At 44.3% G+C, this 10729-nt stretch carries 9 protein-coding genes; all 9 read left to right on the top strand.

All coding sequences use genetic code 11. From position 1 onward, the window contains the following. Window positions 1–575 precede the first annotated feature (575 nt). Window positions 576–3629, top strand: coding sequence for a S41 family peptidase (locus BP896_RS02780; RefSeq protein ID WP_291765406.1), 3054 nt, complete (start codon window positions 576–578; stop codon window positions 3627–3629). A gap of 641 nt (window positions 3630–4270) precedes the next feature. Continuing rightward, entirely contained in the window at window positions 4271–5548 is a 1278-nt protein-coding gene (locus BP896_RS02775; protein ID WP_291765404.1) for an FAD-dependent oxidoreductase, read from the top strand. Then, window positions 5545–5841: a ferredoxin family protein gene (locus BP896_RS02770; protein ID WP_291765403.1), complete on the top strand. Its 297-nt coding sequence runs from the start codon at window positions 5545–5547 to the stop codon at window positions 5839–5841. Before BP896_RS02775 ends, BP896_RS02770 begins: the two co-directional genes overlap by 4 nt. A gap of 6 nt (window positions 5842–5847) precedes the next feature. Beyond that, complete coding sequence (locus BP896_RS02765) at window positions 5848–6714, top strand: electron transfer flavoprotein subunit beta/FixA family protein (protein WP_291765402.1); 867 nt, start codon at window positions 5848–5850, stop codon at window positions 6712–6714. Then, window positions 6711–7763 carry an electron transfer flavoprotein subunit alpha/FixB family protein gene (locus BP896_RS02760; RefSeq protein WP_291765401.1) on the top strand — a complete coding sequence of 351 codons (1053 nt, stop codon included), beginning with the start codon at window positions 6711–6713 and terminating at the stop codon, window positions 7761–7763. The genes BP896_RS02765 and BP896_RS02760 overlap by 4 nt, the downstream gene beginning before the upstream one ends. Before the next feature lie 68 nt (window positions 7764–7831). After that, window positions 7832–8410, top strand: coding sequence for a ZPR1 zinc finger domain-containing protein (locus BP896_RS02755; protein WP_291765400.1), 579 nt, complete (start codon window positions 7832–7834; stop codon window positions 8408–8410). After that, window positions 8407–9273, top strand: a complete 867-nt coding sequence (locus tag BP896_RS02750) for a TatD family hydrolase (RefSeq protein WP_291765399.1) — start codon at window positions 8407–8409, stop codon at window positions 9271–9273. Before BP896_RS02755 ends, BP896_RS02750 begins: the two co-directional genes overlap by 4 nt. A gap of 70 nt (window positions 9274–9343) precedes the next feature. Then, complete coding sequence (locus BP896_RS02745) at window positions 9344–9922, top strand: haloacid dehalogenase (protein ID WP_291765397.1); 579 nt, start codon at window positions 9344–9346, stop codon at window positions 9920–9922. Between the two features lie 472 nt (window positions 9923–10394). Next, on the top strand, window positions 10395–10729 hold a 335-nt coding region (locus tag BP896_RS02740; protein WP_291765396.1), incomplete at its 3' end, for a hypothetical protein.

The following is a 10729-nucleotide window of genomic DNA, read 5'->3' as shown; positions in this document are numbered from 1 at the left end:
CCTTAAGCCACTTGAGGATTCGGGAAGGCGTAAACATCATGTTCAATAGTATACATATAATTACCCTCACTCATCATTACAAGTCAGTAATTAGGCACTAAACTAAGGCGATATGAAAGTATTTAGGCATTAAAGTATGATTACAGGTAGGTTAAGGTAAGAATTAACTGCTTCAATAGGATGATTTAATGTAAGCATCATGCATTGGCAAGTAAGTCATTTAAGAATATGGAATCAGCGTATAATGCTTACCATAGGTGAATTAGGCTACGTAACTAATTATTCAGTTACAATAAGGCATTTAGGGGTGATTTCATGAATGTGGCCTTAAGAACCTTAAGGCAATATTAAGAATGCTGAGTGCTATTAATAGCAGTATAGCCAGCACTTAGTTTCATGAATAAACATACAGTGGGAGAAGCCATTACATGTAATTTCATTATTACCTACATTTTCAGCATTAACTCCTTCCTTGCAATTACTGCAATTGCTCATTACTGTAAGTACACCATCAATACCGTGTTGAATACGGTATACGCAGAATTGTTAAATATCCTATAGTGGGGCTTCTAGGGATGGAGGCTTATTTAATGTACCCGGATATTAGAGGTGATTGGGTTGTTTTCGTAACTGAAGATGACTTGTGGAGGTATAATGTTAAGACTAGTGAGTTAATAAGGCTTACATCGGATTTCGGGATAATCCTAAACCCGAAGATATCACCGGATATGAAGTGGATAGCCTTCGCCAGGTATCAGCCTGGGGATCAACCCTTATCTGAAGTCTACGTAATACCATTTAATGGTGGTGAGCCAAAGAGGTTAACTTACTTCGGTAGCCCAGCCACTAATGTAGTTGGATGGACTCCAGATGGGAAAATCGTGGCTAGGTCAGACTTTAAGAGGCCGTTCCTGAGGTGGAGGGAGTTATTCACCATAGACCCAGCCACGGTGGAGATTAAGAGGTTACCCTACGGGCCCGCGGATTCCATAGCCTTTGGTAAGGAGGCTTTAGTCATAGGTAGGAATACCTTAGACTTACCCTACTGGAAGGGTTATAAGGGAGGTACTAGGGGGAGGTTTTACATTGATTACGGGTATAAGGGGGAGTTTAAACCCTTCATTGAACTCAATTCCAACCTCACGAGCCCCATGTGGGTTAGGGATAGGTTCTACTTCATCTCGGACCATGAGGGTACTGGAAATGTATACTCAGTGGATTTAAATGGTAATGACTTAAGGAGGCACACTAACTTCAATGAGTACTACGTTAGGAATGCCAGTTCAGATGGCGTAAGGATTGTATTCCAGATGGCTGGCGACATTTACCTACTTGAGGGTGAGGTAGTTAGGAGGCTGGAAATAGTAGTCCCTGTAATGGGTAAGCATAGGATGGGTAGGTTTAAAGAGGTTGATAAGTACTTAACATCCTTCTCATCAGACGGGAATTACTTCGCATCAATCGTTAGGGGTAAGGCGTTCCTAATGCGTAATTGGGAGGGGCCGGTAATTCAACTGGGTGATAGGAGTGGTTTAACTAGGTATAGGAGTATAAGGATTGTTAAGGATAAGGTTTTCGCATTGGCTGATGAGAATAAGGTGGAGGTTTACTCGCTTGGGGGTGGGAAGGTTAAGGAGATTAAGGCTAAGGGATATGTTGAGAAAATCTTCCCTTCACCGGACGGTAATCAAATAGCCCTAGTTAACAATGACTTTGAATTATGGATTATAGACTTAACTAATGATTCACAGGTGCTTTTAGATAAGGGGAAGTGGTATATTGAGGAAGTAGCCTGGCACCCTAGTGGTAAATGGTTAGCATACACTTACCCAGAATCCAGCCACTGGATGTGGAATAGGGTTAAGGTAAGTGACTTAAGGAGCATTAGAAACGTTACAACTCAAGGCTACTACAACTTCTCCTTATCCTTTGACCCAGATGGGAAATACCTCTACTTCCTATCATCAAGGAACTTTGAACCCATTATGGATTACATATACTTCCACTATGACTTCGTTAACCCAGTTAAGGCCTACTTAGTGGTCCTTAATGGGGAGGCTTTCTCACCCTTTAATAGGCAGATAATTGATAAGGATGCTGAACCAAGGGTTGACTTGGATGGTATAGAAACTAGGGTATCATCAATCCCCATAGACCCCGGTTACTACCAGAGTATAAGGGGTGTTAAGGGAGGTAGGGTGGCCCTCCTCAAATTCCCCCCTAAGAGGGTTATTGGGCAGAGGCAGGATGGTGTTATTGAAATCTTCGACTTAGCTACGAAGGTTAAGGAGCAGTATATGGATAATGTAACTGATATGGAGGTTCATGAAGACAACCTAATAATTAGGCAGGGGAATACTATAAGGGTTTTGAAGGTTGATAAGAAGCCTGAACAGGGGCAGAATGCAAACCCTAGGACTGGGATAATTGACATCTCGAGGATAAAGGTCTTCGTGGATTTAAAGAATGAGTGGAGGCAAATGCTTAGGGAGGCTTGGGTGTTGATGAGGGAGAATTACTGGAGGGGGGATATGAATGGGGTTGATTGGGTTAAGGTCCTGGAGAAGTATGAGAGGCTTATAGGCAGGATTAACACGCGTTATGAGTTATCTGATTTAATTAAGGAAATGCAGGGAGAATTAAGGACCTCCCACGCCTATGAGTTCAGCGGTGATTATGATGTTGAGAAACCCTATAATGTTGGTGGTTTAGGTATTGACTATAAGTATAATGGGGAGTGTTATGAAATCACTGAAATATTCGCTGGGGATCCAAATGAGGAGAATGAAAGGTCACCTTTACTGGATCCAGGCATTAACGCTGAGGTTGGTGACTGTATAATATCAATCGATGGAGTTAGGCTCAACTTAGAGAATCCACCTGAAAAACTACTCGTCAATAAGGCTGGGGAACCGGTTCAAATTGAGCTTAGGAAGAAGAATGGTGAAGTGAAGTCATTATCCACCAGGACACTGAAGAATGAGAAGTACGTGATTTATAGGAGTTGGGTTGAGGGGAATAGAAGATACGTTAATTCCAAGGGATTCGGCTACACTCATGTACCAGATATGATGATTCAAGGCTTCTCAGAATTCTTTAAACTCTACACGTATGAAGTATTTAAGTACGGCAGCGTAGTCATTGATGCTAGGTATAATGGTGGCGGGCACATTTCCCAACTACTCCTAGAGAGGCTACTGACTAAGAGGATAGGTGTTGAAATACCCAGGAGGGGTGAACCAATCCCCTACCCCTCCATAGCCCCCACGCGCCTAGTACTTATAATAAATGAGCAAGCTGGGTCTGATGCCGACATATTCGCTAACTCCTTCAAACTCTATAAACTAGGTAGAATTATTGGGACTAGGACTTGGGGAGGCGTTATAGGGATTGATGGCAGGTATTCACTGGTTGACGGCACCATGGTGACTCAACCCAAGTACGCCTTCTGGTTCATAAACGTGGGGTTTGGAGTTGAGAACTATGGGGTTGACCCAGATATCATTACTGATAATTTACCTCAAGATTACATGAAGGGTATTGATAGGCAATTAGAGGTAGCCATTGAGGAGCTTAAAAAGGAGGAAGCAGTTGACTCAATTGAGGCCTTCCTTAATTCATACAGGTAGTTTATTTAAATCCCTCAATTGCCCTAAAGGCACTTATATTCGATGATTAAGGATGAGATATAGGCCGCCACAATAGGAAGCTTAACTTTAAAGCAAAATATGATTTTTAAACAAATGATAATAAGTAACTCATTACTCACCCACATAACCGAAAGCACTATATAATATTAAGCCTTAATTTAACTAAATTTAAGCAAAACTGCTTAAGCCAGGTAATACATGAATGGGTACAGTATTAAGGATTTAAGGTTAATGCAAAAGTAGGGTAACGTTGAATCCTCCATTACCCTACATTCACTTGCATTAAAGGATTAAGGCAATGTAAGGTAATGTTAATTTAGCCATTACCCTACATTAAGTCAGTATTTAAAGTAATTGTGGTTGAATCATGCCATGATGCAGTAGCATAGGTCATTGAGGGGAATTAAGCGCATTGTGGTAGGATTATTGAAGCCGCTCATAATCATGCCTTCAATAATATTAGGGTCCTTGGCTAGTTTTTGACTACACCTTACCCTTGCCTTTAGCTTATGGTTCTTGATTAAAAGAGTGCCTGTTTTTAGTTTAAGCGAATTCATATTAGTCAAATGTTGATTTTGTTATAAATAATGCTTAATAATAACCAGTAATGAGGGGTCGATGTGAGTCAAAGGTTTGACGTCATAGTTGTGGGCGCCGGGCCAGGGGGATTAACGGCGGCTCAGAGGTTGGCCTCAAGGGGATTTAAGGTTCTTGTGGTTGAGAGGGGTCGTAAGCCTGGGAGTAAGAATGTCTACGGTGGTAGGATATACGCCCACGTCCTTGATAAGCTATACCCTGAGTATGTTAAGGAGGCTCCAGTGGAGCGTTGGGTTAGGAAGGAGCGCCTAACAATGTTAACTAAGGATAGTGGAGTAACTGTTGAGTTTGAGGCTAAGGCAACTGAGCATAAGTCCTTCACAGCCTACTTATCAAACTTCACCGAGTGGCTTGGTAGGAAGGCTGAGGCAGCTGGGGCACTTGTGGTTACTGAAACGCCAGTGGATAGCTTAATAACTAAGGATGGTAAGGTAGTTGGGATTAAGTCTGGGAGCGATGAGGTTTACGGTGGCGTGGTTATTGTGGCTGAGGGCATTAATAGGCTTGTCCTAGAGTCAAGCGGCCTAGCCCCAAAGCTTCAACCAAGCTTAGTTGGCCTTGGGGTTAAGGAGGTTATTAAGTTAAGTAGGGGTGAGATTAATGAGAGGTTTAACCTAGATGAGGATGAGGGCCTAGCCTGGGCCTTGGCAGGATACCCAACCCACTACGTACCCGGTGGTGCATTCCTATACACTAATAAGGATGCCGTAACACTAGGCATTGTCGTCTACCTTGAGCACGGCAGTAAGCTTGATGTGCCTGTTTACGACTTAATAGAGGAGTTTAGGCTTCACCCATTTATAAGTAGGCTACTTAAGGGTGGTCAATTACTGGAGTACTCAGCCCACTTAACTCCAATAGCGGGCTTAAAGGCTATGCCGCCTAGGCTTTACGGTAACGGTTACCTAGTGGTCGGTGATGCTGCAGGCTTCCTACTGCATTTAGGCGTGTTAATTAGGGGTGTTGACTTCGCAATGGAGAGTGGTAGGCTTGCCGCTGAAGCCGTGGTTAAGGCTCATGACGAGGGTAAGTATGATGAGGAGGCTCTCTCCGTTTACCAGCAGTTGCTTAATGAGAGCTTCATAATGAGGGAGTTCAATGCCTTTAAGAACGCCCACAAGGCCTTAAATAATCCTAGACTATACAGTGATTACGTTATGTTGGCTAACGCATTCATGGGTAGGTACTTTGATGTTGATGGAACACCTAGGAGGCTTTGGGACACGTTCATGAGGGCTAAGGGTAATTTAACCCTAGTTGACTTAACTAAGGACGCCTTAAGCCTGGTGATGAACCTATGAGCATGGATAACAGGAGAATACCCATTGAGGAGAGGCTTAACTCAAACGCCTGGGACGTTAGCCAGAGGCCACACATTAGGATAATTGACCCTGATAAGTGCCGTAAATGCGAGGCAAAGCCCTGCACTCACCTTTGCCCAGCAAGGTGCTACACCTTATCGTCAGATGGGACAGTGCTCTTCTCCCATGAGGGCTGCCTGGAGTGTGGGACCTGTAGGATAGTTTGCCCATATAATGCAATTGAGTGGACTTACCCGAGGAGTGGTTACGGTGTTCAGTATAGGTTTGGGTGATGGGTCATGGGCGCCACTGTTATAAGTTCAGCAAATGCAGGCTCAAACATGGGTAAGGAGTTAACAATTATTGTACCTGTTAAGGCTGCTGTACCCAATATAACTGCTGTTAGGCTTGACCCAGTAACCCACAACCTAGTTAGGGAGGGCGTCCCACTGATGCTTAACCCCTATGATAGGAATGCGCTTGAATTCGCCCTTAGGCTTAAGGATAAGTACGGTGGGAGGGTCATTACATTATCCATGGCTCCACCCAGTGGTAAGGACTTCCTTGAATCCACAATAGGCATGGGTGCTGATGAAGCCTACCTAATAACCGACAGGGTCTTCGCCGGGGCTGATACATTAGCCACATCCTACACAGTGGCCATGACCATTAAGAAGCTCTTCCCGGGCTTCAACCTAGTGGTCATGGGTGAGGAAACCACGGACTCCACCACAGCCCACATGCCTGCCCAAGTAGCCTCATGGCTTAGCCTACCCTACCTATACTACGTTGTTGACGGTGAAGTTAACATGGAGAAGGGGACTATTAAGTTAACCCGCTACCTTGAGGATGAGGGTGTTTATGAGGAGTTCGAGTACAATATGCCAGTCATAGTCAGCGTATACAAGGACAGTAACCCACCAAGGGACATTAGCCTAAACCGCAAGATTCAAGCTAAGTTAAGCGGCTTAGTTAAGTCAGTGACTAATAATGAACTTAAACTCGACCCACTGTGCGTTGGTTTAAGGGGTTCACCAACAATAGTGGCTAAGATTGAGGACGCTAAGCCAATACCGAGGAAGAAGCAGATATTTAAGGGTGATCCAAGGGAGGCGGCTAAGTGGCTTATTGAAAACCTAATTAAGGAGGGGGTGATTAAGCCATGAGTAGCGTTAAAATATGCCCAGAGTGGCCTCAGGTAAACAAGAGTGAGTATAAGGGTGTTTGGGTTTACGTTGAGCATCGGAATGGGGTAATAAAGGACGGTAGCCTCCAGTTAATTGGTAAGGCTAGGGAGTTAGCGTCTAAGATTAATGTTGATGTTTCAGCAATCATGATTGGGCATAATTTAGGTGACTTAGTTAAGGAGCCAATATACTATGGGGCGGATAGGGTTATTTACATTGATGATGAGGCCCTATCAGTCTACATTCCCCACATCTACGCCTCAGCGATAGTTAACTTGGTTAATAAGTATAAGCCTGAGGTGGTCTTATTCGCAGCAACTAAGAGGGGGAGGGAGTTGGCGCCATACGTAGCCAACACACTTAGGGCAGGTATAACTGCCGACTGTACTGACCTTGATATTGATGTTAAGACAAGGGACCTTGATCAAGTTAGGCCAACTTACGGAGGCAATATACTAGCCCACATTAGGACACCAAATAGAAGGCCTCAATTAGCAAGCGTCAGGCCTAACGTATTCCCAACGCCACCAAGGGACACCAGCCGTAAGGGTGAGATTATTAAGGAGTCCTTAAACAACCTACCTAAGCCCAATGGAGTATTACTTGGTGTTAAATCAGTGACAAGGGGGGATAGTGACCTACCACCAGTGGAGAAGGCTGACCTAGTGGTTACGGCTGGAAGAGGAGTCAGTGGGCCTGAGGGTGTTAAGCTCCTCATTGAGTTAGCTAAGGCCCTTGGAGGAACCATTGGTGGCACTAAGAAGGTTACTGACGCTGGTTGGTTACCTACTGATAGGCAGATTGGCCAGACTGGTAAGACCATTAGGCCCACAGTGTATATTGGTGTGGGTGTTAGTGGGGCTATTCAGCATATTTTCGGTATTAAGGAGTCTAAGATAATAGTTGCCATTAATAGTGACCCCAATGCCCCAATCTTCGAGTACGCCGACTACGGCATAATTAGTGACTATAGGCAGGCGGTTCAGGCATTACTTGAGGTATTGCGCTCAATGAGAAAACCCAGTTAAAATAAGGCATAACCCTTAAATGAATCAATGCTTAAGGTTTATTTACTAACTAATCCTAAAGGGGGCTCATGGAGGGTTTAGAGGATTTAAGCAGCTACGCTGAGAATGTCTATGAGGTTGTGGATAAGTGCCCAGTCTGTGGTAATAGGACATTAACCATTAGGGGTGTGGTGTATAATACGCCATACTTTGGTAGGCTCCTCCTGGAGGTGATGAATTGCTCAACCTGTGGCTTCAGGTACATGGATATTACTTACCTAGACAGTAAGGGGCCTGTTAAGTTAACCTACAGGGTTACTGATAGGGTTGACATTGAGAGGACTTGGATAATTAGGTCAGCTGAGGCTAAGGTCTACTCCCCTGACCTAGGCTTCACGCTAGCTCCAGGGTCAGCGGGTGAAGCTCTAATAACACCCCTGGAGGGGCTAATGTATAGGCTAATACAGTACGCCGAAGCCATGCGTGGGCTTGAGGGTGAGGCTGAGGCGAGGAGGCTTAGCTTCATTAGGGAGGCCACTGAGGCTCTTAATGGGTTTAGGGAATTTACATTAATCATAGAGGACCCAACTGGAAACAGCATAATTAAGCCACCATCAGGTAGGGAGGGTAGGCTTAGGGAGGATAGGCTTGAGGTGCCTCAGGGATGAGTGGGGCATTACCAATAGCCGACAACCACGCCCACGTTAACCCAATTAAGGGCCTTGGACCCAGGGAGGTGGCTAGGAGGTTTAGGAGGACTGGGGGTTGGTTCATGGGTGTTGTAGCCCTATTAACCTGGGACCTAGGCTTAAACCCAGGTGACTTAAGTAGTGTTGATAAACTGTATAGGTTAACCGTTGAGTCAACTAAGATTATTCAGGGGGAGGGGGTTAAGGCAGTTGCCGTAATTGGCCTACACCCAGCTGAGTGCGTTAGGCTACTTGAGTCCGGTTGGGGCTTCAGTGAGGTTAAGGGATTCATGGTTAAGTCAATTGACTTAGCCGCACAGTACATTAAGAGGGGTGAGGCAGTGGGTATTGGGGAGGTTGGTAGGCCTCACTGGAGTGTTAATGGGAGTGTAATTAACTTATGTAATGAGGTTATTGAGTACGCCATGAGTACTGCAAGAGACCTCAATGCAGTAATTCACCTACACCTTGAGAGGGAGGGTGAGGTTACTGTTAAATCAATAGTGGAGTTGGCTAATAGGGCTGGGGTTAAGGATAAGGGGAGGATCATCCTCCACCATGCATCGCCAAGTATGGTTAAGCCAGCTGTGGATAATGGCCTAACGCCCTCAGTACCAGTGGGTAGGAGGGGTGAGTTTGAGGAGGCTGTTAAGTTAACTAAGGCCCTAGTGGTGGAGAGTGATTACGCTGATGACCCGAGGAGGCCTGGTATGGTTATACCACCCTGGAGGATAATGAGTAGGATTAGTAATGCGTTGAGCCAGGGACTATTGAGTGAGGGGGATGTATTTAGGATAATGGTTAATGAAATTGAGGAAATATATGGGGTTAAGCATGAGTAATGAAGCCCACTGGGCTAATGCTAGGCAACTTAACTTATATTAAGTAAGCCCCAGTGGCCAACTGGGAATCATGTTGCCTAATAGGGACTCCATTAAGGCTAAGTTAAGGGAGTATGAGGATGCCAGGGATAAGGTAATTAACACTGGCATTAGGTTAAATAGGTTATCTAAGTCAGTTATATACTCAGTTATTAGGAATGATTGGGAGGCGGCGGATAAGTACTTAAGCGACATGAGGAGGGAGTTAGAGTCATTAATGAGCCTAATTAAACAGTACCCATTCTACTATGATAAGGCTGCAGTCAGCTTCCAGGAGTATGCTGAGGCCTATATAATGTATGAGTTTAATAAGAGTGGTAGAATACCCACCATTGAGGAGGTTGGGGTTGATGAATTAGCCTACTTAAATGGATTAATGGAGTTCACAGGTGAATTATCTAGGAAGGCCACTGAGGAGTTAATTAAGGATAACCTAGAGTACGCCCTTAAGGCTAAGGAAACCATGGAGGACATTTACCTAGACATGCTTTACATGGAGTTCAGGGACTTCGAAATGAGGAAGAAGGTTGATTACGTGGCTAATAATATTAATTGGCTAAACGAGAAAATATTCTACAAGACACTCAACAGGGGGAAACCACATAATTAATTTCAATTAATTCCCAAGGAGTATTCATCCACATAAGATTGCATTTTCAAAATCTAGCACGTAATTAATACAACCATCACTTTAAAAAGTACAGATACCCCACATACTCTGGAAATCACATTGGCGCACTCCTTGCTTTCACATGCACCTCCTCAGGGACCCACCATACTCATGTTTTAGGTGGATAACTCCTCACAAGGCTCACTGGTCAGAGAAATAAACAAGTATAAAAGCCTTAAGATAGAAGCCTAAAAGTAATCGAAAAATCAGATACGGACTGGTTAATTAGGCTTAGGGTGATTAAGCTTGCAAGGCCTGAACCAATGATGACCTGGGCTAAGATGACCCCTCATGGTCTTATGAAATGCGAATCTCGATTACACTTTTTATGTAATTATACTAAGGATTTAATAATTATTTAAATTGAAGATTCCAGTTCAATACTTTAATAGTCACTCCAATGAGGGATAATATGGTTACTGGAACCCTTAGGCCTTCCCCAGCTATAGAGGGTGGTGTGGATTCCCTCTTCTACTGTTGGAAAAGGGTTCCATCCACTAGGCCTGGCCTTGAGGAGGAGTTTCAGGCTTGTAGGGCTAGTGAGTATTGGAGGGTTAATTACGATGAGGTTAAGTACACTGACTTCTCATCATCAGTGTACTTTAAGCCTAAAGGCCTTCAAACAGTATCCATGAGGTCCAGGGATACCTTCACCTACGGCCACTTCACGCTAATGGCTAAGTTACCTAAAGTTGAGGGTGGGCCAATGCTTTGGTTCGGCTTTGAGGCCGATGACTTATTCGCAGG

The organism is Caldivirga sp. UBA161 (assembly GCF_002506515.1).
Lineage (GTDB): Archaea > Thermoproteota > Thermoprotei > Thermoproteales > Thermocladiaceae > Caldivirga.
The sequence above is the reverse complement of the archived record's forward strand: the minus strand, read 5'-3'. Positions and strand labels throughout refer to the sequence as shown.